Source organism: Pseudarthrobacter sp. RHLT3-21 (assembly GCF_059383495.1).
In genome coordinates this window covers 1-25,177 of the sequence record NZ_JBWZCI010000029.1, presented here as the reverse complement: position 1 = coordinate 25,177, position 25,177 = coordinate 1, and the positions used below count along the sequence as shown (strand labels likewise).

26 protein-coding genes and 2 pseudogenes are annotated in these 25,177 nt (G+C 63.0%); 17 read left to right on the top strand and 11 right to left on the bottom strand.

Features of this window, described 5'->3' with window-relative positions; translation table 11 throughout:
* Positions 1–7 precede the first annotated feature (7 nt).
* The 10 genes from AC50YA_RS20665 to AC50YA_RS20620 all read left to right on the top strand — a co-directional run bounded on the left by AC50YA_RS20665 (position 8) and on the right by AC50YA_RS20620 (position 9,221).
* Complete coding sequence (locus AC50YA_RS20665; RefSeq protein WP_494984066.1) at positions 8–1,132, top strand: cupin domain-containing protein; 1,125 nt, start codon at positions 8–10, stop codon at positions 1,130–1,132.
* Positions 1,129–1,950 (top strand): fumarylacetoacetate hydrolase family protein, encoded by an 822-nt coding sequence (locus AC50YA_RS20660; RefSeq protein WP_494984065.1) that lies wholly within the window; start codon positions 1,129–1,131, stop codon positions 1,948–1,950. The genes AC50YA_RS20665 and AC50YA_RS20660 overlap by 4 nt, the downstream gene beginning before the upstream one ends.
* Positions 1,950–2,708: a maleylpyruvate isomerase family mycothiol-dependent enzyme gene (locus AC50YA_RS20655; RefSeq protein WP_494984082.1), complete on the top strand. Its 759-nt coding sequence runs from the start codon at positions 1,950–1,952 to the stop codon at positions 2,706–2,708. The genes AC50YA_RS20660 and AC50YA_RS20655 overlap by 1 nt, the downstream gene beginning before the upstream one ends.
* Positions 2,709–3,098: 390 nt before the next feature.
* Positions 3,099–3,608 (top strand): flavin reductase family protein, encoded by a 510-nt coding sequence (locus tag AC50YA_RS20650; protein WP_494984064.1) that lies wholly within the window; start codon positions 3,099–3,101, stop codon positions 3,606–3,608.
* A complete protein-coding gene (locus AC50YA_RS20645) occupies positions 3,605–3,967 on the top strand; it encodes a hypothetical protein (RefSeq protein ID WP_494984063.1) in 363 nt (120 codons plus the stop codon). Before AC50YA_RS20650 ends, AC50YA_RS20645 begins: the two co-directional genes overlap by 4 nt.
* Complete coding sequence (locus AC50YA_RS20640; protein ID WP_494984062.1) at positions 3,939–4,844, top strand: alpha/beta fold hydrolase; 906 nt, start codon at positions 3,939–3,941, stop codon at positions 4,842–4,844. Before AC50YA_RS20645 ends, AC50YA_RS20640 begins: the two co-directional genes overlap by 29 nt.
* Positions 4,845–4,862: 18 nt before the next feature.
* Positions 4,863–5,555 (top strand): Crp/Fnr family transcriptional regulator, encoded by a 693-nt coding sequence (locus tag AC50YA_RS20635; protein WP_494984061.1) that lies wholly within the window; start codon positions 4,863–4,865, stop codon positions 5,553–5,555.
* Between the two features lie 244 nt (positions 5,556–5,799).
* On the top strand, positions 5,800–7,134 hold the full coding sequence (locus tag AC50YA_RS20630; RefSeq protein WP_494984060.1) for an MFS transporter: 1,335 nt from the start codon (positions 5,800–5,802) through the stop codon (positions 7,132–7,134).
* 83 nt (positions 7,135–7,217) lie between these two features.
* A complete protein-coding gene (locus tag AC50YA_RS20625; RefSeq protein ID WP_494984059.1) occupies positions 7,218–8,018 on the top strand; it encodes an alpha/beta fold hydrolase in 801 nt (266 codons plus the stop codon).
* A gap of 27 nt (positions 8,019–8,045) precedes the next feature.
* Complete coding sequence (locus AC50YA_RS20620) at positions 8,046–9,221, top strand: LLM class flavin-dependent oxidoreductase (protein WP_494984058.1); 1,176 nt, start codon at positions 8,046–8,048, stop codon at positions 9,219–9,221.
* Between the two features lie 120 nt (positions 9,222–9,341).
* Here AC50YA_RS20620 and AC50YA_RS20615 read toward each other — a convergent pair.
* The 8 genes and pseudogenes from AC50YA_RS20615 to AC50YA_RS20580 form a co-directional block, all read right to left on the bottom strand.
* A pseudogene (locus AC50YA_RS20615) lies at positions 9,342–9,884 on the bottom strand (transposase); the annotation flags it as partial.
* Between the two features lie 164 nt (positions 9,885–10,048).
* The gene (locus tag AC50YA_RS20610) at positions 10,049–10,753 is read right to left on the bottom strand and encodes a GntR family transcriptional regulator (RefSeq protein WP_494984057.1); all 705 of its coding nucleotides are present in this window, start codon (positions 10,751–10,753) and stop codon (positions 10,049–10,051) included.
* A gap of 86 nt (positions 10,754–10,839) precedes the next feature.
* Positions 10,840–11,049 (bottom strand): annotated as a pseudogene (locus AC50YA_RS20605) (hypothetical protein); the annotation flags it as partial.
* A 324-nt stretch (positions 11,050–11,373) separates the two neighbouring features.
* Positions 11,374–12,096: an SDR family NAD(P)-dependent oxidoreductase gene (locus AC50YA_RS20600; RefSeq protein ID WP_494984056.1), complete on the bottom strand. Its 723-nt coding sequence runs from the start codon at positions 12,094–12,096 to the stop codon at positions 11,374–11,376.
* 19 nt (positions 12,097–12,115) lie between these two features.
* Positions 12,116–12,883 (bottom strand): SDR family NAD(P)-dependent oxidoreductase, encoded by a 768-nt coding sequence (locus AC50YA_RS20595; protein WP_494984055.1) that lies wholly within the window; start codon positions 12,881–12,883, stop codon positions 12,116–12,118.
* The gene (locus AC50YA_RS20590) at positions 12,873–14,261 is read right to left on the bottom strand and encodes an MFS transporter (RefSeq protein ID WP_494984054.1); all 1,389 of its coding nucleotides are present in this window, start codon (positions 14,259–14,261) and stop codon (positions 12,873–12,875) included. The genes AC50YA_RS20595 and AC50YA_RS20590 overlap by 11 nt, the downstream gene beginning before the upstream one ends.
* Positions 14,261–15,148: a polysaccharide deacetylase family protein gene (locus tag AC50YA_RS20585; RefSeq protein WP_252564154.1), complete on the bottom strand. Its 888-nt coding sequence runs from the start codon at positions 15,146–15,148 to the stop codon at positions 14,261–14,263. The genes AC50YA_RS20590 and AC50YA_RS20585 overlap by 1 nt, the downstream gene beginning before the upstream one ends.
* 66 nt (positions 15,149–15,214) lie before the next feature.
* Positions 15,215–16,231, bottom strand: a complete 1,017-nt coding sequence (locus AC50YA_RS20580; RefSeq protein WP_494984053.1) for an asparaginase — start codon at positions 16,229–16,231, stop codon at positions 15,215–15,217.
* A gap of 286 nt (positions 16,232–16,517) precedes the next feature.
* Here AC50YA_RS20580 and AC50YA_RS20575 point away from each other — a divergent pair, with 286 nt between their 5' ends.
* Complete coding sequence (locus AC50YA_RS20575) at positions 16,518–17,543, top strand: LacI family DNA-binding transcriptional regulator (RefSeq protein WP_494984052.1); 1,026 nt, start codon at positions 16,518–16,520, stop codon at positions 17,541–17,543.
* 247 nt (positions 17,544–17,790) lie between these two features.
* Here the strand turns inward: AC50YA_RS20575 and AC50YA_RS20570 are convergent, their stop codons facing one another.
* A complete protein-coding gene (locus AC50YA_RS20570) occupies positions 17,791–19,236 on the bottom strand; it encodes a PucR family transcriptional regulator (RefSeq protein ID WP_494984051.1) in 1,446 nt (481 codons plus the stop codon).
* Between the two features lie 120 nt (positions 19,237–19,356).
* Here AC50YA_RS20570 and pxpA point away from each other — a divergent pair, with 120 nt between their 5' ends.
* The 6 genes from pxpA (at position 19,357) to AC50YA_RS20540 (ending at position 24,162) form a co-directional block, all read left to right on the top strand.
* The gene (gene pxpA / locus AC50YA_RS20565; protein WP_494984050.1) at positions 19,357–20,100 is read left to right on the top strand and encodes a 5-oxoprolinase subunit PxpA; all 744 of its coding nucleotides are present in this window, start codon (positions 19,357–19,359) and stop codon (positions 20,098–20,100) included.
* Between the two features lie 37 nt (positions 20,101–20,137).
* Positions 20,138–20,383, top strand: a complete 246-nt coding sequence (locus tag AC50YA_RS20560) for an acetyl-CoA carboxylase (protein WP_494984049.1) — start codon at positions 20,138–20,140, stop codon at positions 20,381–20,383.
* A complete protein-coding gene (locus AC50YA_RS20555) occupies positions 20,380–21,729 on the top strand; it encodes an acetyl-CoA carboxylase biotin carboxylase subunit (RefSeq protein WP_494984048.1) in 1,350 nt (449 codons plus the stop codon). The genes AC50YA_RS20560 and AC50YA_RS20555 overlap by 4 nt, the downstream gene beginning before the upstream one ends.
* Entirely contained in the window at positions 21,726–22,631 is a 906-nt protein-coding gene (locus tag AC50YA_RS20550) for a 5-oxoprolinase subunit B family protein (protein WP_494984047.1), read from the top strand. Before AC50YA_RS20555 ends, AC50YA_RS20550 begins: the two co-directional genes overlap by 4 nt.
* Positions 22,621–23,607, top strand: a complete 987-nt coding sequence (locus tag AC50YA_RS20545; RefSeq protein ID WP_494984046.1) for a 5-oxoprolinase subunit C family protein — start codon at positions 22,621–22,623, stop codon at positions 23,605–23,607. Before AC50YA_RS20550 ends, AC50YA_RS20545 begins: the two co-directional genes overlap by 11 nt.
* A 270-nt stretch (positions 23,608–23,877) precedes the next feature.
* On the top strand, positions 23,878–24,162 hold the full coding sequence (locus AC50YA_RS20540; protein WP_494984045.1) for an antibiotic biosynthesis monooxygenase family protein: 285 nt from the start codon (positions 23,878–23,880) through the stop codon (positions 24,160–24,162).
* Here AC50YA_RS20540 and AC50YA_RS20535 read toward each other — a convergent pair.
* Both AC50YA_RS20535 and AC50YA_RS20530 read right to left on the bottom strand, forming a co-directional pair.
* The gene (locus AC50YA_RS20535) at positions 24,147–24,494 is read right to left on the bottom strand and encodes a hypothetical protein (protein ID WP_494984044.1); all 348 of its coding nucleotides are present in this window, start codon (positions 24,492–24,494) and stop codon (positions 24,147–24,149) included. The two genes, AC50YA_RS20540 and AC50YA_RS20535, sit on opposite strands and share 16 nt — an antisense overlap.
* Entirely contained in the window at positions 24,491–24,877 is a 387-nt protein-coding gene (locus tag AC50YA_RS20530; protein ID WP_494984043.1) for a recombinase family protein, read from the bottom strand. The genes AC50YA_RS20535 and AC50YA_RS20530 overlap by 4 nt, the downstream gene beginning before the upstream one ends.
* Positions 24,878–25,177 lie beyond the last annotated feature (300 nt).

Here is a 25,177-nt window from a genome sequence, read left to right as displayed (position 1 = left end):
GAAGATCATGACACAGAATCCAACGCATGAATCAGTCGCCGCCCAGCACACCGCTGCGGAGCCGACGCCGGAGGAGGCTGTACAGCTGGAGAAGCTGTACGAGGATTTTGAGTCCGGGAACCTGATCCCGCTGTGGACCCAGATCGCGGACCTCATGCCCATGGTCCCTTCCCCCAAGGCCGTTCCGCATGTCTGGCGCTGGAACGACCTCTACCCGCTGGCGGCGCGCGCCGGCGACCTGGTGCCCGTGGGCCGCGGCGGGGAACGCCGCGCGATTGCCCTCGCCAACCCGGGGCTGGGCAAGACCCCGTACGCCACCCCCACGCTGTGGGCGGCCATCCAGTACCTCGGGGCCCGCGAGACAGCCCCGGAGCACCGCCACTCCCAGAACGCGTTCCGTTTCGTGGTCGAGGGTGAGGGCGTCTGGACGGTCGTCAACGGCGACCCGGTGCGCATGTCCCGCGGGGACTTCCTGCTGACCCCGGGCTGGAACTTCCACGGCCACCACAATGACACCGATGCGCCGATGGCCTGGATCGACGGCCTGGACATCCCGTTCGTGCACTACGCCGACGCCGGCTTCTTCGAGTTCGGCACCGAACGGGTCACCGACGATGCCACCCCTGACATCTCCCGCTCCGAACGGCTCTGGGCGCATCCGGGCCTGCGCCCGCTCTCCGGGCTGGATGACACCACCAGCTCCCCCATCGCCGCGTACCGCTGGGAGCACACCGACCGTGCCCTGCGCGAGCAGCTGCTGCTCGAGGACGAGGGCCACCCCGCGACCGTCTCCCAGGGCCACGCCGCGGTTCGCTACACCAACCCCACCACCGGCGGGGACGTGATGCCCACCATCCGGGCCGAATTCCACCGGCTGCGCGCCGGCGCCTCCACGGAGGCCCTCCACGAGGTCGGTTCCAGTGTCTGGCAGGTCTTCGAGGGCTCCGGCTCCGTGGTCCTGAACGGCGAAACCAGGAACCTGGCCAAGGGCGACCTGTTCGTGGTCCCGTCCTGGACCGCTTGGTCTTTGCATGCCGAGACGGAATTCGACCTCTTCCGCTTCAGCGATGCCCCCATTTTTGAACGGCTGAATTTTAACCGCACCTACATCGAAGGACGCAACAACAAATGAGACTCCTCACCCTCCGCACTGACCATGGAACCAAGGCAGTCCGCCAGGACGGCGACACCCTGACCGAGATCGACGGCTTCGCCAACGTCGGCGAGCTGCTGAACACCGCAGGCTGGGAAGAAACCGCCCAGGCCGCCGCCGGCGCCACGCACCCGGCCGACGGCGCCGACCTGGACGCCGTCGTGCCGTTCCCGGGCAAGATCATCTGCGTCGGGCACAACTACCGCAACCACATCAAGGAGATGGGCCGGGAAGTCCCGGAGTACCCCACCCTGTTCGCCAAGTACCAGGAATCCCTGATCGGCCCCAACGATGACCTGGCCCTGCCGCAGGAATCGGACAAGGTCGACTGGGAGGCCGAACTCGCCGTCGTGATCGGCAAGAAGGGCCGCCGGATCAGCGAGGCCGACGCCGCCGAGCACATCGCCGGCTACGCCGTGCTCAACGACGTGAGCATGCGCGACTACCAGTTCCGCACCATCCAGTGGCTGCAGGGCAAGACCTGGGAGAAGTCCACCCCGTTCGGCCCCGCCCTGGTCACCAGGGATGAGTTCAGCGCCGGCCTGATGACCTCCGCCGTGGACGGCGAGATCCAGCAACAGACCCCCACCAACGACGTGGTCTTCACCCCGGAGTTCCTGGTCTCCTACATCTCCACCATCATCACGCTGAACCCGGGCGACGTGATCGCCACCGGCACCCCGGGAGGCGTGGGCCACGCCCAGGAGCCCAAGCGCTACCTGCAGGAGGGCCAGGTCCTGGTCACCAGCATCGAGGGCCTGGGCCAGCTGAAGAACCGCGTGGTCAAGGAAGCCTGATAGTGGAACGCCACGACCAGACGACGGACCCGGACCTGCTCGCGGCCCTGCTGCACGCACGGCGGGGCACGGCGTTCTTCGCCCGCAAGCTCAACGAGCTGTCCGACGCGGAACTCGACGGTGATTCGCTGCTCGCGGGCTGGAGCCGCCGCCACATCACGGCGCACATCGGCTACAACGCCCGGGCCATCGCGCGCCTGGTCGAGTGGGCGGGCACCGGGGTGGAGACTCCGATGTATGCCTCCACCGAGGTCCGGGACCACGAGATCGCGTTCGGCGCCACGCTGAGCCCGATCGCGCTCCGGCACCTCTTCGACCACTCCGCGGTGCACCTGAACGTGGAATGGCGCGACCTGCCAGAGGACGCCTGGCACCACAAAGTGCGCACCATCCAGGGCCGGGAAGTCCCCGCCACCGAGACGGTGTGGATGCGCACCCGGGAGGTCTGGATGCACGCGGTGGACCTGGACAACGGGGCCACGTTCGCGGACATCCCGGCACCCGTCCTTGCCCGCCTGCTGGCGGACATCACCGGCGCCTGGAAAACCCGCGGCACCGACACCGGGCTCGTGGTCAAGGTGACCGGGCAGGATCCGGAACCCACCCTCGGCGCCACCTCCGCACAGTCCCCGACAGTGGTTTCCGGCCCGCTTCCCGCAGTGGTCGAATGGGCCGCCGGCCGGGGCAGCGGCGGCGTCACCGCCGTCCAGAGCGGAACCTCACGGGAGGACGCGCCCGCAGCGCCCAAGTGGATCTGACTCCTGAATTCGCGCACGACCGCCGCTGTCTTGCTTCGGAGGTCGTAACCGTCAACGACAATGACGACAAAGCACGCAAATGCATCGGGCGCCAGATTTTGGGGCCGGATGCATGCAGCGGTCTGGGAATGACCGGGCGCAATGGGCTCCAAGCGATTACGCCACAGCTTTGTGCGGGTGATAAGTGCGGGAAGAAGGAGCCAGGAGTGCCGCAGGACTATCCGCGGCGGATTTGCCAGCGCGGCCCTTACCTGATCTACACGAGTTCCACGCTGGAGACCCAAGTGATCAGGCTTCCGCGGGCATGTAGCGAAAGTCACAGACCCCGCCTACGCAGTCGCCAAGAATGAAGAGCATTAGTCGCTGTCAATCGTTCTTAGGAGATTAGAAATGACTATCGCATCTTCAATCCGCACCACTGTTGATCCGAGGCAACTTCGCAACGCCTGTGGCGATTGGGTTACCGGCGTCTCGATTGTGACGGGCACGGATGGTTTCGGAAACCCCGTGGGCATGGCCGTGAACTCTTTCAGCTCCTTGTCCCTCGAACCGCCTTTGATCCTTTTCTGCCCTGCGAAGAAGTCGTCGACCTGGGCCCATCTACGCGACACGGGCCGGTTCGTCGTCAACATCCTTTCGGCAGATCAGGGCGAACTCTCGGGTGCCTTCGCAAGGTCCGGAGCGGACAAGTTTGCCGGCGTGGACTACCGCACGGAAGACGGCTTGCCTATTCTCAACGGATCGGTGGGCCATTTGGCATGCAGGCTCGTTGATGTCTTTGACGGAGGGGACCACGAAATAGCAATCGGCCGGGTGGAAGCCCTCGAACGCGGTGATCGTCGCCCGCTGGTCTTCCACCGTGGCACCACGCTCGGTTCTGTGGAAGGCCTGTGCGCGTGAAGGTTGAAATCGGAAGTGTTGGCGAGACCAGCTGCGTCCTGACCGATGTCGACAGGTTTAGTGACTTCAAAGTCGTTGTGGACCCCAGGCTGTCGCCTGAGGCCGCGGGAGACGCCATGGCAACGGCCGGTGTCGGTGAATTGCTTGGCGGCAATGCCTGGGTTTCAATTCCATGGCTAAAGAGCCAGCTTGCAGGTCAAGGGGCCACATTCTGGATCGGCTTCGACGGCATGGTCTCATACGCCAAGAGCCATGGTTGGCTTTCCAGCGACCAGACCGCTTTGCAGGCGCACGTGGAGCATCAGGACCTGAGCAGACCAAGGAGTGAAAGTGACGCAATTCCACTCGCGGTTCAGTGAAACCATTGGACTGAAGACGCATTATCTGGAAGCCGGCGAAGGCGGGTACCCCATGGTCCTGCTTCACTCTGGCGAATACGGCGGATGCGCCGAATCCTCTTGGAGCACGACAATTTCCTTGCTCGCCTCGGCGGGATTCCATGTCTATGCCCCGGATTGGCTGGGCTTTGGACAAAGCGACAAGATTGTCGATTTTGTAAATCCCAGAGGACGCCGCCTTCAGCACATGGGTCAGTTCATTCATAATCTTCGTCTCCCCGAACCGCCCGTCATCGTTGGAAACTCCATGGGCGGAACCTACCTCGTTCAGGAGCTGGCGAACGGGAACACAGCATTTGAGGCTGCCGCAGCCGTTGTAGTCAGCGGGGGTGGCTTTGTCCCTGACAACGAAGCTCGCCGAGTGATCCAGGAATATGACCTGACGAAAGAAGGCATGCGCCGGATTCTCGGGGTCCTGCTTCATGACCGAAAATGGACTGAAGACGAGGATTTTGTGGTTTGGAGGCATGAACTGAGCCTGGTCCCCGGTGCTTGGCAGTGCGCGGCGGCTGCCCGCCTCAATCCGCCGGGACCTCCGCATCGTGGCGGAGAGTTCGGCAAGGAAGATCGGACGCGGTATGAGGACGTCCGCTGCCCTACCCTGGTCGTGGCCGGTGCCGAGGATCCACTCCGGCTGCCGGACTACGCCACGGAAATCTCGCGGCGCATACCGTCAAGTGAACTGCTAACCTACGAGAATTGCGGGCACATGCCCAACATCGAATTTCCGGACCGGTTTGTGAAAGACGTAGTGAATTTCTCCCGGAGGAATATCAATCGTGATCCGTCGTCCTTCGACGGACCTGAGATCGCCTACGCAAACCGGTCGCAACCCTAACCGCGAGGAGCACAGCACGTGGCAAAGACGCCGCTTGAAGGGGGAATAGATCCCGCGGCCCTCTCCGCATGGAATCTCAGCTATCTGAGGCAACTTCCGGACGACTTACGCGACACCTTACTCGCGGACGCGTTCGTGGTCACCGTCCCGGCGGGAAATACAATCTACGCTGCGTTCCGAGCGGCGCGATTCGCTCTGATCCACAAGGGTCGAGCGCGGGTCCAGGCGTCATCCCAGGACGGACGGCAAGTCACGCTCCGTTATGCCGGTCCGGGACAGGTCATCGGACTGCCGTCGATGCTGGCCAGCGTCTCTCCAGTGGGTGCTGAAGCAGTCACGGAGTGCGAGGTGATCCTGCTCAATGTTGCGATGATACAAAGGCAATTGAAGACCAGCCCGGAGCTGGCGGGATTGCTTCTGAAAGAAGTCACGGCGGTCCTTTTCGAGGTGATCGAGCTGCTGACGGAGAATGTCTTCGGATCCGTACTCCAGCGCGTAAGCCGGCACATGCTCGATTTGGCCGTGGACACTCCTGAGGGCCTGGTCGTTCAGGCGGACCAGCACAGCATTGCAGAAGCAATCGGATCAGTCCGCGAAGTGGTGGCACGCGCCCTTAGGACGCTTCGCGAGGACGGAATCGTTGAGCGCCGTGCCTCGGGCATTCTGATCACGGACCGGGAACAACTGACCGATCTGGGCCGCGGGGTCTGAGGTCCCGCGAGCAAGGCGTCCGAATCACGCAAGAAATCTGCGCGAGTGCCGTCATCGGCACAGCCTTTGTTCTCCCCCTGCCCGAATCCACTTTTCAACAATTCTCACCACGGAGAGTGACTCTAATCACAGTCAGCGGCCAGCCGCGTCCCTAATGTTGAGGGCGGCGCAGCCTCCCCCCACGGTGAGACTCCCCATCCTCAACTCAGCCCCAGCACGTTTTCAAGGAAGAAAAGGTGACTCCATGACCACGGAAACCACTATGGGTGTGATCCCAAAGCCCTCCCGCCCAGCCAGCGGATCCAGGCGAGCCATTCTCGCGGCCACCCTGGGCAATACTCTCGAATGGTACGACTTCGCCGTCTACGCCTATTTGACACCCGTCATCTCACAATTGTTCTTTCCCAGCCGCGACCCGCTCACATCCATACTCTCAACGTTTGCTGTGCTCGCCGTCGGATTCATCATGCGTCCCGTTGGAGCCGTCTTCTTCGGCTGGCTGGCCGACAGGACCGGCCGAAAGAAAGCACTCATCGTTTCCGTGACGGTGATGGGCGTTGCTACCGTCCTGCTCGGGCTCATTCCGACGCACGCCCAAGTGGGAATGCTCGCCGCCGTGCTGCTGACTGTGGCCAGGCTCTTCCAAGGTTTTTCGGTCGGGGGCGAATACGGGGCCTCGACCTCCTTCCTGGTGGAGCACGCGCCGGCTGGCCGACGCGGACTCTTCGGTTCTCTCGCGTACTTCTCCTCCATCTTGGGGATGGCGATAGGAGGCAGCGTTGTGCTGGTCTTCACCGTCATTCTGTCCTCGGCCGACATGGCCGCGTGGGGTTGGAGGATCCCGTTCCTGCTGAGCTTCCCGCTCCTTCTCATTGGCACGTACATGCGTTTGAAGATCGACGAGACGCCGGAATTCAACACCCTCAGGGACGAAGCTGCGGTAGAAAAGTCTCCTCTCAGGACCGTTGTGCGATCCCACGGAAAGAACATGCTGATTGTCATGGGCATCGTCATAGCCTTCGCCATCAGTACGTACACCGTTGTGTCTTTCATGCTGTCGTACCTACGGACGGTGATTCGTATCGAGACGGTGCCGGCCACCCTGTCCGTCGTGGTGGCCACATTGTTCGGAGCCCTGTTGATCCCTGTTTTCGGATGGCTTTCGGACCGCGTCGGACGCAAGCCCCTGCTCATTCTCGCCTGTATGTCCTGCATCATTCTCCCGCTGGTCGGTTTGATGATCGTCCTCACCGGTTCGATGGCGGCGGTATATGTGGGCCAAATGGTGATGTGGATTCCGGTAGCGATATTCTGCGGCGTGACACCTGCGGCATTTGCCGAGCTGTTCCCAACAGAGGTCCGCGTGTCCGGGTTCGGCATTGCATATGCAGTAAGTACAGCCCTTTTCAGCGGCACTGCACCGTTCGTTGCAACCCTGCTCATCGAACGCACCGGCAACAACCTCGCGCCGGGCTGGTATGTAGCCGTTGCGGGCGCTATCAGCCTCCTGTTTGTTCTGCGCCTCCGTGAAACAAGCCGGGAAGAACTCCCGGCAAATGTCAGGACGCACATCTCCTAAACGATCCGGACGTGAGGTGTCCCATCAGAGCACAGGACCCGCCACGTCAGCATCACTCAGCTTCAAGCCTGCAAAGGAAACCCATGCCTAACGCACTCAAGACGCTCACACTAGTGGACCATCTCACCGGCACTGTCCTCTCCCCTGACATCGTCCTGGACCTAAAGGTGGTCGGGTCCGGCCCGCCAATCCTGCTGCTCCATGGGGCGGAAGGATCAGAGGCAAACCACGAGCTCATAGAGGCTCTGGCCCTCGACCACACCGTCTACGTCCCAACGCACCCTGGCTTCGGCCTGTCTCCCATGCCCACATGGTTCCGGGGTGTGGACGACCTGGCCTACACCTATCTCAATTTGCTTGATCAGTTCGACTTGAGGGATGTCCACCTCGTGGGCTTGCAGTTCGGGGCATGGGTTGGCGCTGAACTGGCGATCAGGGACTGTTCACGCCTTGGGCAGTTGACCCTGGTCAACCCCGTCGGAATCAAAGTCGGGGCTCCAACCGAAAGGGAAATTTTGGATGTCTTTGCCACCGCCCGCGAGCTGGTGGATGCCGCCCGATTTGCTGCTTCGGACAAGAATCCGCTCAGGGATTTGAAGTCTGCCGATCCAGAGGATGTGCTCCTTCTCGCACGGAACGAGGAAGCGCTGGCCACCTATGCGTGGGAGCCTTACATGCACAATCCCCGCCTTAAGTACTGGCTCAGCCGGATCTCGGTTCCTTGCAGGGTCGTCCGGGGAGAGCAGGACGGAATCGTCGGGCCGGACTATGCCCAAGCATTCGCGGACTTCATTCCCAGATCGTCCCTTGAGCTGCTTCCCGACGCCGGCCACTGCGCCCAGATCGACCGGCCCACAGACATCGCCGAACTCGTCCGCGGCTAAGACGACTCCAAACAGAGGATAGAAAACATGGAATATTGGCACTTCAGCGAGACGCCCTACCCTGACCTTCCCCCGGAGAAAACTTACGACTCAGTCCGGGTCACCATGCCAAACTCGGTCATCGACCCGGCCAAAGCGGCCGACCTCTGGGCGCGCTACATAGAAGACTGGAAGGTCGCGGACGAAGCCGGCCTCAACATCATGGTTAACGAGCACCATGGCACGGCAACGTGTATGGACGCTGCCGCCCCCGTCGTAGCGGCGGCCCTCTCCCAGGTCACGAAAAACGCAAAAATTCTGGTTCTCGGAAATCCGGTGTCCAACAGAAAAGATCCGGTTCGCGTCGCCGAGGAAATGGCCCTGGTAGACCTGCTGAGCCGGGGACGCCTGGAAGTAGGCTTTGTCCGCGGCGTTCCCTACGAAGTGTCAGCCACTAATTCTTCCCCAGTGCGCATGAACGAGCGTATGTGGGAAGCAATAGATCTGATCAAGGCCGCGTGGGAAAACCACGACGGGCCGTTCAACTGGGAAGGCGAGCACTTCCAGCACCGCCAGGTCAACATCTGGCCGCGCCCCTACACGCAGCCACACCCTCCCATCTGGGTCACCGGGATGTCGCCAACTTCCGTTCCCCGGATCGCGGACAACGACTACGTCTTGGCAACCTTCCTCACCGGGTACGAAGGCACCAAGAAGGTTTTTGACGCCTACCGGACGCGGTGGGCAGAAAGCGGGAAAGGCGAAGTCCCAGCGGACCGGCTCGCCTATTGCGCCATGACCTACGTTGGACGTACGGACGACGAAGGAATGGAAGGCGCGGAACAGCTGATGTGGTATCTGCGCTCCAACAAAGTTCCGCCGCATTTCATTCTCCCGCCAGGTTACACGCCGTATTTCGTCCGCGCAGCAGCACTGCAGGGCGGCAAATCAGCCTTCGACCTGGCCAGCATGACCATGGATCAACTGTTGGAGTCCGGAATCATGTTCGCAGGGAGTCCGAGCACTGTCACGGCACAAATCGAGGAATTCCACGACCGCGTAGGAGGTTTCGGTCATCTGATCCTCCACGGGCAAGCGGGCTTCATGGACCATGACACGACTTCTCGGGGCATCCGTAACTTTGTGGAGCTCGTGAAGCCTCGCCTCGATTCCCTTTTCACCTCTTCAAATCCAGTCGGGGCAGCTGTCGCGGCCGGTGTCTGAATTGCGAAATCGCGGCCGGCGGACCTCTGGCATCAACGTATTGCCTGGGAGCCCGCCGGCTTTTCCTTTCCCTCTTGTCGCTGACCTCCAGCGTGCCGACTACCAGCGATCAGCCGCTCAGAGCATGTGCCAGGCCGCGGTGAGCATGGAGTGTTCGACCGCGACGAGTGCTTTCATGGGTCCTCGCCGGGCGGTGATACGTGAGTACTTTGCGGCGAAGTAGGTGTTTTTCGATCGTGCTGCCGACAGGGCAGCGATGCCCAGGGCAGCTTTGAGGTAGCGGTGGCCGGGGCGTGTTTTGGTTGATTTGACCCGTCCGGCGGATTCATTGGAGCCCGGGGACGTGCCGGTCCATGATGCCAGGTGTCCCGCGGTGGGCAACACGGTCATGTCGGCGCCGGTTTCGGCGATGAAGATCTCGGCGATTGTGGTGCTGAATCCCGGGATGCTCACGAGGAGTTCCCGGGCGAGGCGAAAGGGTTCGATCGCTTCCTCGATCCTGGCGCTGAGGGCGTCGATGTCGGCGGTGTGGGCGTCGATCCGGTGCAGATACAGTTCGGCCATGTAGCGGTGGTGGCTGCTGAACCGGCCGGTCAGCGCGTTGGTGATGAAGTGAACGCAGCAGCTTGAGTTCCGCGGGAACAAGGAACGGCAACGCCGCTGCCCAGACCGCGTTACCAGTGGTTCACCGTCTTTTGCACGGTCGAACTCTCGGGCTGTTGAACTGCTCCAAAGGGGACCGGATCGACTTTCGTGCAAGGCTGTCAAACTTTCTGACATGCTGAAGCGACCCCTATCCACCTTGCCTCGTCGACCAGTCGATGCAGTTAGGCTGTGGCTTCTTCTACCTGGAGGAGCCAGATGCAGCTCAGGACGTGTTCTTCCATTTCCTTTCTGGCGGTAGCCGCGTCGCCCCGTGCGAGGGCTTCCCGGATCCGGTCGTGATCTTCCTGGCGTTCTCTGATGATCCCTGCCATGGGCTGGGGCGGGCCGGCGGTGCTGACCAGGAAGTCGCTCAGGTCCCACATTCTCCGGCCTGCATTAGCGATGATCCTTGAGGAACCCATTTCGTGAATGGTCTCGTGGAACCTGCGGTTGAGCAGTCGGTAGTGGCGGGCACGAGCGGCTGCGTCCGGGTTGTCTGCGAGTTCGACGATCTTTAGCGATATTGAGTCCAGTTCCTCGAGCGCCCGGAGCGTGCTGCGGCCGGCGGACACTCCCGCTATGGCACCTTCAAAGGCGGAGAACATGCGGAAGAAATCTGCGACTTCCGGCTGGGAATAGCTGGCGACGACGCATCCGATCTGGGGGAAAATCTCCACGAGGCCTTCGGAGGACAGCAAACGCAACGCTTCCATGACGGGCTGTTTGCTTACTCCGAATTCAGTCCTGATGTACTCGACAGATAACTTGGAGCCCGCGGGGTAGTCCCCCTCGAGGAGCCGGGTCTTAAGCGTTTCATACACGTGGGCGGAGAGCCGCCCTCCCGCACCAGGGACCTGATGGACTGCGGACTGAAATTCGATGCTCATGTGTTTAGTATCCCAAGGGCTAATAGTGATCCTGCTGCTGGTTCGGGCCGGGGCGTATACCTGAACGAGGTAATTCTCGATCTAAATTATGCTTCACAGCTCGAATTCCTTCGGATCCGGAATATCTGTTCAGGCTGTCGCCCTGCGCGATTCACATCATCGGAAATGGACTGAACCGCCTCTTGCAACAGCGGAACCGCACGTTCGGCGAAGGAGTCATCAACCCTTGCCAGGGGTCCTGATACCGAGATTGCTGTTGGCATTGGCGCATTGGGCACTGCCATCGCGAAACAGCGAAAAATAACCGACGGCTGGATTCACCAGGGCTTCGGTGATCCCCTCCGCCGCTGGATGACACAGGAAAGAACCGTGCCGACATTCACCGGTCCCGAGACCATCAGCCCGTCCTTGACCTGAGGAACCACGCACAACGGTCCCGGGCCCACATTCACCGATTTGGGTCAACTTAAATGAGACGGGACACCTGCCAGGCTGTCCCTTGCTTATCGCGTTCACCGTGTGGGCAACGATCAGGTGCTGCCGGGTGGTCCGCACTATTCCAAGCACCGGGTCCGGTACGGTAGCTCTTCCACAGGCACCGCACCTGGATCTCCCCTTTCTTATGGCATCACATCGCCGGAGTTTGGGCCGAGGGTTTGTCCGACGAAGAGGTTACCGCCGGGGTCGCTGGCCAGCAGTAGTGCTGTGGGCGCCACTTCCGCGGTCGTTCCGAACCTTCCCAGTGGAAGTTCCTCCCGCTTGGCGGCTTTCCAGCTCTCGGAGATGCCGTCGACCAGCGGCGTCTCGATGGGGCCCGGGGCGATGCTGTTGACGAGCACGTTGTCTGCGGCGGTTTCCAGGGCCAGAGCCTTGGTCAGTCCTACGACGCCGGCTTTGGCAGCGCTGTAGTGGCTGAGCCCGGTTCCACCTTTGATGGCCAGCTGGGAGGCGATGTTGATGATGCGGCCCCACTTCTGCTGCCGCATCTCCCCCACCACCTCCCGGCAGCAGAGGAAGACGCCTGTCAGGTCAACGGCAATCGTTTCGTTCCACATGGCCAGGGTCATGTCTTCCAGCCGCGATTCGGTCAGCAGGCCCGCGCTGTTCACGAGAATGTCGATGCTTCCGAGTTGCACCCGTGCGGCGGCGAAGGCCGCCTTGACGCTCGCTTCGTCCGAGACGTCGACGGCGATGGTTCCCGCCACGCCCGACCGGTCCAGGACAGCCACTCTGTCGCCGTTGGCGGTGAAGGCTTCGGCGATGGCCTTGCCGATGCCGCTGGCTCCGCCTGTGACCACGACGGAGCGGTCCTCTGTGTAACGGGAGTCGTCTGGGTTGTTCATTCTTGTCCTTCCGGGCTTTTCAGGCGCGCATCTTGATGGTGAGACCGCCGTCGACTATCAGCGACTGGCCGGTGACGTAGGAGGCGTCATCGGAGGTCAGGAAGCCGATCACGCTGGCGACCTCCTGGGGCCGTCCGACGCGGCCCCAGGGGATTTCCAGACCGGCGCGTTGCAGGCCGTCAGGACCGAGCGAGTTCACCGGGTCCAGGGACTGGGGCGTCTCGATGAGTCCGGGAATCACGGCGTTGGCGCGGATGCCGCGCGGTCCCAGCTCGGCGGCCACGCTGCGGATCAGCCCGAGCACGCCGGCCTTGGCTGCTGCGTAGTGGGCATGTTCCTCCCACCCGTAGACGCCGCCGGCAATGGAGGACACCGCAACCATCGCTCCGCCGCCGGCCATCCGCGCGGACCCGGCGCGCAGGGTCCGCAGCACACCGGTGAGGTCGACGTCGAGCATGTCGTCCCAGCGCTCATCGGTCATCTCCTCCAGCGGTGAGTTGCGCAGGATTCCGGCGTTGGCCACCGCGTAGTCCAGACGGCCGTACTCGTGGACGGCGCGTTCGGCGAAAGCATCGACGGACGGGGTACTTCGGACATCCACTTCGTGGATGACCCCCTGGCCGCCGGCGGCTTCCACCAGGCGAAGGGTTTCCTCCGGGTCGTGCGGGTCGCCGGGAAATGTGCCGATCACCGACTGCACGCCCCGGTGGGCGTAGTGGACCGCTAGGGCCCGTCCAATTCCGCTGGCCGCTCCTGTGATGACGGCCACCCTGTTCTCAGACGTCATGCGGGTGGTCCTCAAGCAGGGCTTCGACCGGCGGCTTCGCGGCGATCATCAGCAGGCCGGAGAGCAGCGTTCCGGCGGCGCCGACCCACAGGGCGGCAGTGCCGGTTCCCGCGGCGGCGGCCGCTGCCGTGAAGAGGGCACCGCCGAGGATGATGCCGGGCTGGCTCATTGCGCCTATGAAGGCTGTGCCGGTGGCACGGCAGCTGACGGGGTAGCACTCGGCCATGAAGTACTGGATCGCGGCGTACGGTCCGACCAGGAAGAACAGTCCGGCGCCGTAGGTCACGATGATCATGAAGGTGTTTGTGGCGATGGGGCTGAGCATGATGGTGAAGGAGATGCCGGAGAGAATCCAGCCGCCGATGATTGTCCGTTTGCGGCCGATCTTGTCACCGAGCCATCCGTGGAAGACGTAGCCGAAGTACGCGAGCATGTTGATGACGATCAGCATCCAGAATGCATCGGAAAGTTCCACACCCTTGGCGTTCTTCAGGACGGAGCTGCCGAGGATGCTGAAGATCATGATGCCGAAGAAGTTGAAGATCCAGGCCAGCGAGAAGACGATCGTGTTCCGGCGCAGGTGCGGCTCCCAGATGCGCTTGAGCGGGGCAGCGGAAGAGTGTTCGACGCCGAATGCGTGGGCCAGGGAGTGGGCTTCCTCGGTCTTGCCGCTCTTCTCGAGTTGGGTCAGCTTGTGGTGCAGTTCGAACTGCGGCGTCTCCTTCAGTTTCTTGGCGATGAGCCACACGATGATTGCTGCCGGAACGGTCGCCATCACGTACAGTGCGCGCCAGCCGAGGGATGGGAGGAAGGCGAGGGCGAGTGCGCTGGCGAGGAGGAAGCCGAGCGGCCAGCCGCCCTGGATGAAGGAGTAGTGGAAGCCGGGGCGCTTGCGCTTGTCGGCGACTTCGGTGACCTGGTAGACCTCGTTCATGTAGGTCGCGTTGACTGCCTGCTCCGAGAATCCGAGCCCGCCGAAGGAACGGACGAGCACGAGCAGGCCGTTGCTGAGGAACGGGATTCCGGTCGGGATCAGGGCCGTCAGGCCGGAGACGACTGCGGTTCCACCGACGGTGGTCATCATGCCCTTGCGGCGGCCGAGCCGGTCAATGACGGGGCCGATTCCGAAGCAGACGATCGCGGTGCCGACGGCGATCCAGGTGTTGATTGCGTAGGCTTCGGTCTCGCTCCAGCCGAATTCCTCCTGCATGGCCGGCAGGAGGGTGCCGAAGAGTCCGTAGTCGAACACGGCGACGGTCCAGGCCAGCAGGGCCAGAACGGTGGCGGTGGTTGTGTGGTGCTTGGAGAATATCGGGAAGCGGCGTTTTTCGTCCGGTGCGGGTTGCGTCAGGTCGACGGCGGGCTGCTGGATGGTCATTACTGGTTTTCCTTTCGGGGGCTGCGGGCGAGGAAGGAGTCCGCGATCTGGTCGAACGTCAGCCAGCTGACGCCGTCGTGGGAGTTGATGTGTTCGATGAGGCGTTCAAGCATGAGCAGGACCTGGGGGCGGCCCGAGACGTCCGGGTGGATGGTCATGGTGAAGACGGCCTGATCCATTTCCCGGTACACCCAGTCGAACTGGTCGCGCCACATTTGTTCGATGTCCCGGGGGCTCACGAATCCGTGGGAGTTCGGGGCCGCCTTGATGAACATCATGGGAGGCAGGTCGTCCAGGTACCAGTTGGCCGGGATCTCGACGAGGTCGGTTTCCTTGCCCCTGACCAGCGGCTCCATCCAGGTCTCGGCGGCCTTGGTGTAGTCGATCTTCTTCCAGCTGTCGCCGACACGCACGTAGTAGGGCTCGAAATCGCGGTGCATCAAGGAGTGGTCGTATTTGATCCCGCGTTCGAGGAGGATCTCGTTGGTGACCGGGGAAAATTCCCACCAGGGAGCGACATAGCCGGTGGGGCGACGGCCGGAGACCTTTTCGATGAGTTCGATCGACCGGTCCAGGATGGCTGTCTCCTGCTCGCGGGTCATGGCGATGGGGTTTTCGTGCGAGTACCCGTGCACTCCGATTTCGTGCCCAGCGTCGACGATCATCCGCGTCAGGTCCGGGAAGGTCTCGATCGAGTGGCCGGGCACGAACCAGGTGGCGGGCAGGCCGTACTTCTTGAAGAGCCGGATGAGGCGCGGGCCGCCGACTTCTCCGCTGAACAGGCCGCGGGAGATATCGCACGGTGAGTCCTCGCCCCCGTAGGAGCCGAGCATTCCGGCCACGGCGTCCACGTCGACGCCGAACGCGACTTGGATGTCCTTAGTCATGGGATCAACCTTTCATTGCGTTTTTTGTTGAGGTTTTGTTGTTGCGGTTTTGGTTTCGGGATGGAACTAGTCTGGGAGCCTGCCCCGCCGGGCGAAGGTCTCCGCAATGCGGGCCGTGGGGGTGTCGAGCCTGAGCAGAAGACTGAGCAGGATCAACGACTGGGACGGCCTAAGCAGCCCGGAGGGTATGGCGCCGGCCGCGCGCAGGTCCTCGCCGCCGCCGTCGCCGTATCGGGGGACTACGGCACCGGCGTCTACACGGGTGCTGGTGACCACGACGACGCCGGCCGAGGCAGCGTCGGCGATCTCCGTGCACAGCTCACGGTTGGCGTTGCCCGTTCCCGTCCCCTGCAGCACAATCCCGGCCGCCCCGGCCTGGAGGGAGGCCCGCAGGAGAGTGGAGTCGGCTCCGGGATAGGCAGCAATCAGGTCTACGCGCGGCGAAGCGGCTCCGGCGCCCGGTAAAGGCAGAGGCTCGATTCGGGACGGTGCCTGCTGCATCCGGAGTTCGCCGGTGTCGGACACCCATCCTCCGGTTCCGAAATCCGGGTTGGAGAACGCGTTTAGGCTCGTTGTGTGGCTCTTACGTACCCCGGCAGCAGGGAAGATCGTCCCGGCAAACGCGAGCAGCACGCCCCTGCCTCGGGCCTGGGGGGAGCCTGCGACGGCGATCGCGCGGGACAGATTGTCGGGACCGTCCGGGGACTGGGAGTCGGCGGCCTGCTGCGCCCCGGTGAAAACCACCGGGCGAGGATCATCGTGGGTGAGATCGACAAGGTAGGCCGTCTCCTCCATCGTGTCCGTGCCGTGGGTGACCACGACCCCCAGAACCTGGGGTTCGGCCAGGGCTTGCCTGATGCTGGCGCAGACGGCGATCATGTCGTCGACCGTCAGCAGGTATGAACCCTTCTGGAAAACGTCAACCACTCGGACCGGATACGAAGCTTGCACCCCGACGCTGGAGAAAACCTGCTCTCCCGTGTCCGACGCCACGGCACCCCCGGCCTCCGACGCACGGGAGGAGATTGTTCCTCCCGTGGCCAGGAGCACCACGTGGGGTCCAGCCAATTCTGTGACAGTCAATTCCACTCCGTTGTCTCGCGCCTGTTTCCAGGCTCGTACCCAATCGATTGGGTAGATGGATATGAAATAACCTTGTGATGCTTCATGCCGTTGCTTCCGGGCGTTTGGAAGATGTAGCTACTTCCTCGCGGGTGCCGGAATCCTGGCTAACCAATCGATTGGGTACATTGATGAAATGACTATAGAATGTGAGGTGCGGCACGTCAAGGGCTCCCGAATCAGAGATCTGCTTGATATCGGGCAGGCTTAGTGGGCGGCATCTTTTTGAACTGAGGCAGGGAAGCGAATGGAAGGAACCATGGCCGGGGGCCGCGCGGTCACGCTGAAGAATCTGGCGGACGAGCTCGGCATCCACCCGTCGACTGTGTCCAGGATCCTTCACTCGGGCTCCGAAGTGGCGCGCGGGGCGGCCTCCGTGGCCACGGCTGAACGCGTCCGGGAGCTGGCGCGGAAACGGGGCTACTCCCCTGACCCCCAGGCCGCCGGCCTGCGGACGCGGCGCACGCGCCTCATGGGGGTGATCGTGCCCCGGCTTTCGGACCTGGTCCTGGCAATCATGTACGAGGGCATTGACGAGGCCGCTGCGGCGTTGGGCTATTCGACATTCGTCATGAACTCCCGCGACGACCCCGAGGAACAACGGCGGAAGACGGACACCATGCTTGCCCGGCGCGTGGACGGGCTGATCATCGGTGACGCACATCTGGACAGTGGCCTGTTGCGGGAGTTGACGGCCCGGAAGGTGCCTTTCGTGCTCGTGAACCGCCGCGTCCCTGGCTACCCGTCCGCCACCTGCGACGACGTCCTTGGCGGCGAGCTTGTGGCCGACCACCTGTGGGGCAAGGGGCATCGTAACGTCGCTGTGATCGCCGGCGAGCCATACGCCAGCACGGCCGTTGATCGGGCGGCCGGCTTCGTGGACCGCTGGCGTTCGCTAGGCGGAAAAATCCCCCAGAAGGCCGTGGTCTGGTCCCGGTTCGATACGGCCGGCGGACGGGAAGCGGCCGAGAATATCCTGACCCTCTGCAATCCCCATCCGACTGCGCTGTTCGCCGTAAATGACTTTGCGGCAATCGGTGCTATGGGAGCACTAAGGTCCCATGGCCTCACTGTTGGCGGCGACGTGGCGGTGGTTGGTTTCAATGACACATCGCTGGCCGCGGAGCTTCCCATCCCGCTGTCCTCGGTCCACTCCCCCATGCTGGACATCGGGCGGACGGCGGTGCAGCTCCTGAAGCGCGTGCTGGACGGCGAAATCGTCAAGCCCGTCAGGCTGGAACCGAACCTCTGCGTGCGGGAAAGCAGCGCCTGAGGCAGCGGAGGATGACACGGCAAGGGAACCTCTAGTCAGTTGAATCGGAAGGCCGGATCGGCGTCGCCGACCGTCAATGACCCGGCCGGGAAGGCGTCTAAGCCCATAAATTGACATTAGTGACACGACTCACAGCGGCACATCGGAAGTTCGCCCAAGATTGGGACTACTTTTCGTGCACGCCGCACATGTCCAGCCTGAGATTTTCTCAGCGTGGGTTCACGAGCGCGGTTTCCCTGCGGGATTTTCAGTGCGATGCCGCGACGATTCCCAAGGCGAGCATGCACGTGGCACGGACTTCGCCGTCGGACAAATCCAGTTTGAGGAGCTCCTCGATTTTCCGCAGCCTGTAGCTGAGCGTGTTCCGGTGGATGAAGAGCTCCTCGCAGATCTTCGCAGAATTCCCGCTGTGGCGCAGGTAAGCGTCGAACGTCTCCCGCAAAGCGCTGCCGCCGTCGGAGGCCAACGGGGCCAACAGCCGCTGGCACATTGCCACCAGGCCCGGGCTGGGCAGCCCGTGCACGATGCCGGCGAGATCGGCCAGCGGCGCCTGGTGCACGCCGGCCGGCCCAACGTTACGGCGGGCAAGCTGCAGCGCCAGCGGCAATTCGCTGAGGCTCGGGGATTCGGAGACGACGACGGACAGTTCCGGGGCGTCCGTAAAAAACCCCCGCGTGGCATCGAGCAGATCGGCCGCTCCGTGCCTGTGCTGCACCAGCAGCGTGGTGAGCCCGGCTTCCTCCATGAACCTCACCGTGCTGAAACCGGCCTGCAGCCCCACGCGTGCGCGCCAGGCGATGGCACGCAACTTTGCGGGGGCTGCTTCTTCCGAACTGCCGATAAGCACCGCACCCCAGTCGCCGTCAGGATCAAACCCGGATTCGAGGGCGTAGCGGCGCAACGGCGCCAACGGCTCACCGCGGTCCTCGTAGAGGGCCTCCATAAAGCGTGCGGCCTCCCGGGAATGCAGGGGTGAATGCGACCCGAGGGTGTAGCTCAGCTGCATCGCGATGACTGCAGCGACGGGGCCAAGAATGGGCTGCAGCACGATGTCGCTCCCGATTCCCTCGATGGCAAGCCGGAATTGCTCGGAGTCGCCGCTGGGCAGGCGCAGCGCGGTTCGCGTGGGCCCGCCGTGAGCCGCGCCCGCGGAGACAAGCTCGAACGCATTGTGATCGATCACGGCCACCCTCGCGTTGACGACGTCCGCCACCCGCTCCAGAACCTCGGCCAGGGAATGCCCGCCGGCCGCCAGCCGGGTGCATCCATCGGCCAGCTCCCAGCCCTTTCGCAGCTCCTCATAACGCTCGGCGGCGATGGCCTGCTCCACATGGCGCATGATCAGCACGAAGGGCACTTCCGGCGGGAGCTCCAGCAGTGGCAGGCCGTGCGCCTCGCAGGCCTGGATCAGGCCGGCCGGCAGCTCGCGGTGCGCGGCGCCCAGCCCGAATCCCAGCCCGGAGACAGGGACGGAGATCAGCCGTTCCACGTACGCGTCCCAGATCCTGAAGTCCTTGACGTTCAGGCCCATCCCATTGGTCAGCACAAGGGCATTCACACTGAGGAAGGGCGTGGGGTCCATATGCTCGGTCGGAGCGCACCAGGTGATGGGTCGAGCCAGGCGGCCTTCGCCGCCCGTAACGCGAAGGCGGATGTTGAGGTCGGCGTCGTCCGCCAAGTCTGAGATTCGCAAGGAAGCCTCCAAGAACGGCGGGAGTCGCCCGCTGGACAGTGCATTAACCATAATTCACCCCTGGATATTCAGCGAGCTGCACAATATCGGTAACCCGAAATGCTGAGTAGCGTTGCACCCATGCAAACCACTGTGACTCCCGACACTCCCGGACGCGTGCTCTTGAACTCCGACATGGGCGAAGGCCTCGGCCTTCACGAGTTCGGCAACGACGAAGAACTCATGCGCATCATCGACGTCGCCAACGTTGCCTGCGGCTATCACGCCGGCGATCCGGACGTCATGAATCGGACCGTGGCCCTTGCAGCGGAGCACGGCGTGGCCGTCGGGGCGCACCCGGGCCTTCCGGACGTGGTGGGATTCGGACGCCGCCGCATGGTGCTTAGCCCGGCTGAGGTCGAGTCCATCATCCTGTACCAGACCGGGGCCCTGACTGCTTTTCTGGCAAAGCACGGGCTTGAACTCAACCACATCAAACCCCACGGCGCCCTCTACGGAATGCTGGCCGGCGACGAGGAACTGATGCAGGCCGCCGCCGGAACCGCCAAACAGTTTGGCGTCCCCTTCTACGGGCTCGCCGGCACCGCTCACGAAACCGTGTGCCGGGCCATGGGGGTGGAATTCGTGCCGGAACTCTATGTTGACCTCAATTACGGTCCCGCCGGTGAACTCCTTATCCAGCGTCGCCCGGCCCCCACGGACCCGGTCGCCGCTGCCGAGCGCGTCAGACGGGCGCTGGCGGGACAGCCCATTCTGGCCGTTGACGGCACCGAACTGGACATCTCGTTCCAGAGTATCTGCGTCCACTCCGACGCACCCAACGCTGTTGCAGTGGCCACTGCCGTGCGCGCGGTCCTGGGCTGACTCTGACTTATCCAACCATCTGAAAGCGAGCAACCCCGTGGCAACCATCGTCTCCCCGCTCCCCGGAATCTTTTACCGCAAGCCCGGCCCCGGCAAGCCGCCGTTCGCCAACGAAGGCGACACTATCGAGATCGGCCAGACGCTGGGCATCGTCGAAATCATGAAGCAGTTCACCGAAATCCAATCCGATGTGGCCGGGGTCCTCGAGTCCTTCGAGGTCAACGAGGGCGACATGGTCAACCCGGGCGACGCCGTCATCGTCATCCGCGAAGGAAAGCTATGAAGAAACTACTCATCGCCAACCGCGGCGAGATTGCCGTCCGAGTTGCACGGACCGCACGCGAAATGGGCATCGAAACAGTCCTGGTCGCCAGCGAACCCGACGCCAATTCCCTGGCAGCCCGCACCGCCGACAACTTCGTCGTGGTAGGCCCGGCTCCTGCGCCCGCCAGCTACCTGAACCAGGACGCCATCATCTCCGCGGCCTTGGACAACGGCTGCGATGCCGTCCATCCGGGCTACGGCTTCCTCTCCGAGAACTCCGCATTCGCCCGGAAGGTCGCCGATGCAGGCCTGACCTGGGTGGGTCCGGACGCGGACGCCATCGAAATGATGGGCAACAAGTCCATGGCCAGGGAATCCGCCCGCAAGGCCGGCGTCCCCGTGCTCCGCGGCTCGGACGGACCCCTCGATCCCGGGGCCGACGCCATTGAGGTGGCCCGCGGCATCGGCTACCCGCTGGTGGTGAAGGCCTCCGCCGGCGGCGGCGGCCGGGGCATCCGCTTTGTGCACAGCGAGGACGAGCTTCTGAAAACGATCGAGACGGCCCGCGGGGAGGCGGCTTCCGTCTTCGGAGATCCAACGGTTTACCTGGAACGTTTTGTGCAGCATGCCCGCCACGTGGAGGTGCAGATCCTCGGCGACGGAACGAGCTTCATCCACCTCGGGGACCGGGACTGCTCCATGCAGAGACGCTCGCAAAAAGTCATCGAAGAAGCACCGGCACCGGACCTTCCGGACGCCGTCCGCCAGAGGATCCGGGAGTCCTCCGTGGAACTCGCCCGGGAATGCGGCTACAGCGGCGCCGGCACGGTCGAATTCCTCTATGACCCCATCAACCACGAAGCCGCATTCATCGAAATGAACACCCGGATCCAGGTTGAGCACCCGATCACCGAGCAGATCACCGGAATCGATCTGGTCCGCGAACAGCTGCTGATTGCTTCCACAGGATCAATGTCCATCCGGCAGGATGACGTCCGCTTCAGCGGGCACGCCATCGAATGCCGCATCAACGCCGAAGACCCGGAGCACAACTTCTTTCCGAGTCCGGGCCTCATCACGGCCATGGAATGGCCCTCCGGCGAAGGCATCAGGGTGGATACGGGCGTGGAAGCAGGATCCGTAGTGAGCCCGTACTACGACTCCCTGCTCGCCAAGCTGATCGTCCACGCACCCGACCGTGAAACGGCCATTGAGGCCATGCTGACAGCCTTGGACGGAACACACATCGAAGGGGTCAAGACCACCGTCCCGGTTCACAAGACGCTTCTGGCGCGGCCCGAATTCGCCGCCGTGACCCACCACTCGAAGTTCCTTGAAACTGCCGATCTTTTGGAGGCACAATGAGCAGCCCGGCACCCGCCTCGCAGGAGGCGCGCTACACCTGGGGCGGAGACGAATTCCTGTTCGTTGAAGTCTCGGAGTCCATGAGTCTGGCCGCCAACTTTCGGGTCATGTCCATTGCCGCGAAGCTTTCAGCCATGGAACTGCCGGGCATCGTGGACATCTGTCCTGCCAACGCATCGCTGCTGGTGAGGTTCGATCCCGACGTCCTGCCGCCGTCGACCCTGGAAGAGACCGTCCGGACGATTGAAGGGGACCTGACCCACCATCAGGAGCAGGCGCTCGAAACCCGGATCATCGAGGTCCCGGTCTGGTATGACGATCCCTTCACAGCGGAGGTGGCGGAGCGCTTCCGCGAAGGGTTCCATCAGGAGCCTGACGGCACCGACATTGACTACGCGGCGAAGGTCAACAACCTCAAAGATGCCGCCGAATTCATCCAGCGGCACCATGAGCAGCCGTGGCTTGTTTCCATGGTTGGCTTCGTGGCCGGCCTGCCGTTCCTCTTCCAGCTCGTGGAGCGGGAGAAACAACTGGAAGTCCCCAAGTATCTGAGCCCGCGCACCGATACCCCCAAGCTGACGGTGGGCCACGGCGGCTGCTTCGGCTGCATCTATTCCGTGCGCGGTGCGGGCGGATACCAGATGTTCGGCGTTGCTGCCGCGCCGATCTTTGATCCCGCCCAGACCCTGGAAGACTTCAAGGACTTTATGGTGTTCTTCCGTCCGGGGGACATCGTGAAGTTCAAGCCGGTCACCGAGGCCGAGTACAACGGCATCCAGGCGCAGATTTCCGCAGGAACGTTCCGCTACCGGCAGGTACCCGTGACATTTGAGCTGTCAAAGGCCTTGGCGAATCCCGAAGGCTACAACCAGGAACTCATGGAGGCCCTCAATGGCGTTTGACATCAAGAACCCCGGCCTGGCGACAACGGTCCAGGACCAGGGCCGCGGCGGCCACTACAACGTGGGCATCCCGCAGAGCGGTTCCATGGACCAGTACTCTGCCGAACTCGGCAATGCCCTGGTGGGCAACACTGTCAAGGAAGCTGTCCTTGAATGCACGTACCTGGGCCCGGTGCTGACGATCGATCAGGATGCCGTCATCGCGGTCACCGGGGCCCCGGTGGAGGTGAAGGTCAACGGGGAATCCCGGCCCGAGTGGACCCGGTTGCAGCTGAATGCCGGCGATGAACTCAGCTTCGGAGTCATCCAGGGCGGCACGCGCTACTACATCGCAGTCCAGGGCGGCATCGATGTTCCCGAGGTGCTCGGCAGCCGGTCCACCTACAGTCTGGGGGCAATCGGCGGATTCCGCGGCCGGAAACTTGAGGCGGGCGACCTTGTTCCCGTCGGCAGCCCGCTTGACGATGGAACGCTGCCCGACGCCGACACTGTTCCGGAAGAATTCCGGCCCGTGTTCGCGAAGGAACAGGCGGTCCGGATCGTCTTAGGGCTGTACGACCACCGCCTCACCGACGAAGGCCTGGACAACCTTCTCAACGGCGAGTGGAAGCTGACCCCGGTGGCGGACCGGATGGGATTGCGGTACTCGGGCCCGGGCGTGAAGTGGAAGGAGCGGGAGCAGCCCTTCGGAGCCGGTTCGGACCCCTCCAACATTGTGGATGCCGGATACGCGGTGGGGTCCATCCAGATTCCTGGCGGCACGCAGCCCATCATCCTGCACCGCGATGCCGTCTCCGGCGGCGGATACGCCATGGTGGGCACGGTGATCAGCGCCGACATGGATCTGGTGGCCCGTGCGGCCCCCGGCACGTCCACCAGGTTCGTCGCCGTCAGCCAGGAGGAGGCCCTTGTGGCGCGCAGGGAACTTGCTGAACGCAGGAAGAACGCGCGGGCAGCCTTGGGCGTTGGCAGCTGAGTAGCAGCAACGTGATAGCGGCGATCCATGAGCGATGAGCGGCAGCCCTAGCCACGGGTCCGGCGCAGGGTCCGGAGCCGTATCAGGACCCTGCGGGCGGCATATGCGCGAGCAAGCAACTCAAACCTTGTGCATCCAGGCTGACCGGTCCTTACTGGTGGGAGGAGCGCAGGCCGACGGCTACGAGGGCGGGATATCTGGATGATCCAGCTCCCAGTTCAAGGGCGTGAGCGGCAGGCACTTCACTCTCTCGGAACCAGGAGGATGGACATGTTCGCTCGCGTCAGCACTTATCAGCCCGGCCCTGACAGCTCGGGGGCCCCGTCAGAGGACACCGTCAACCGGGTGCTCCAACTGCCGGGATGCCTAGGTATCTATTACTTGCTCGGGAAGGACAACAGGTCGCTGTCCATCACTCTGTGGGAGGACGAGGCAGCCCTCGCCGGCAGCGAGGAGACGGCCACCAAGATCCGCTCGGAGACCAGCGCGGAGCAACACCGGCAGATTCTCGGCGTCGAGGGATTCGAAGTGCTGACACGTCAGCTCAAGGATTGAAGTCCCCCGAACGCAGCTTTACAAACCACTGCCTGACCAACCAGCCCGACGCCGCCAAGGCCCCGGCCGGTGGCGGCGTCGCCGGAATGGGGGAACCCTTGCCGGGCAACTGTGAGCCCGTCCAGAAGCCGGCGAGACCTTTGCCAATCATGACTGCGCCAATGATGCCGAGCACGACCGCGATGACGAGCTTGGAGTAAGCGAACCAGCCATGCCCGGATCGGTTCCAGCACCCCGCGCACTTGAGCACCGCCGAAAAGATATGCCACCACCGGCACCACGACGGTGATCATGGCGATCGCCGTATAGATGAGCAGGGTTGCGGCACTCATGCCGAGCGCGAACGGACTAACCCCAAGATCAATAGCCCGCGGCAGCCGGTGAAGACTAGGAGTTCCTTCAGGAACTCGATCCGCACACCCTTTGTGGTGAACTTGTGCACCAGGGACCGGAGGTCATCCAGGTTCCGTACGAGGCGGTCCATGCTGTGCACGACCAGGTTGTCACCGTCACGGATGAAGCTCGGGAGCTCCTCAAGCTGGGGCGTTTGGTGTCCTTTTCCGTGAAGATCCGATCCAGCTGGACACCTCGAGCTGGTGCCCGGTGTTCTTATCCAGACTGCTGACCCTGATGTATCCGATGCGCTGCCCGGCCATGGTGCGTTCCTAACCAAGAGTGTCGGTTGGACCTTAAGACCGTGACCCTGAGTGTCCATGAATTCCCAAAGCCATCCCAGCCTGACAAAACTGCCACCATCATCCTGACGTCCAGTTGGGGTATACCCCAAACGGACGGTCAAAAACGCTCCCCCACACCTAAGGATCTTGAGGACTACATCGGGCAGGCATACCGGGTGACGGCTGACCGGATTGCCGCCGGCGAAGGGCCGGATGAAACATCTGAGATCCCTGTTGCCTCATTGCAATACCTCCGGGAAGGGTGATTCGTTGCCTCATCTGAAAACCTCCGGATTTTCAGTTGTTCCAGGCCCTGTTGATGGGTTTGGCGGCGGCGG